The sequence below is a fragment of the Photobacterium sanguinicancri genome, assembly GCF_002265265.1.
Lineage (GTDB): Bacteria > Pseudomonadota > Gammaproteobacteria > Enterobacterales > Vibrionaceae > Photobacterium > Photobacterium sanguinicancri.
Window position 1 is genome coordinate 1 of sequence record NZ_NOIF01000450.1, and the last position, 467, is coordinate 467.

General features: G+C 32.1%; 1 protein-coding gene. It reads right to left on the minus strand.

Annotation, left to right across the window (positions count from 1 at the left end; translation table 11 throughout):
• The coding region (gene pssE / locus ASV53_RS24555; RefSeq protein ID WP_094959035.1) for a PssE/Cps14G family polysaccharide biosynthesis glycosyltransferase at nt 1-409 on the minus strand (409 nt) is incomplete at its 3' end.
• Nucleotides 410-467 lie beyond the last annotated feature (58 nt).

The following is a 467-nucleotide window of genomic DNA, read 5'->3' on the forward strand; positions in this document are numbered from 1 at the left end:
ATATAATATTTTCAATAATCCCCCCTAATTCGGTCGGTAAATTACAAACCTTAGCATAATTATTTTCTGATAAAAAACTCGCTATATCTTTTTGATGGTGATCTGCTCTCTCAAGGTTAGGAACTGCTATAAATGGAATATTCATATCTAAAAGCGAATAAATCGAGCCAGCACCAGCATGGGTAACAACCAAGTCGCAATCAACATAAAATCTCTCAACATCCTCAACGAACTTAACAAACTTAACATCATCAGAGCTTGAAAAATTATCTGCATCTGGCGTTTGGATTATTACATTTAATTTGACTTCACTAGAAATATTAATAATCTCATTTACTAATGAACTAAAAACTGTAGTTCCAAGCGTGACGAAAACCTTATAATCTTCCGCAGAAAATTGCTTTTTCATATATATCTAGCAACCCTTTATTTTGAACATAAAACTTATCCGCAAGGTAATACATTAT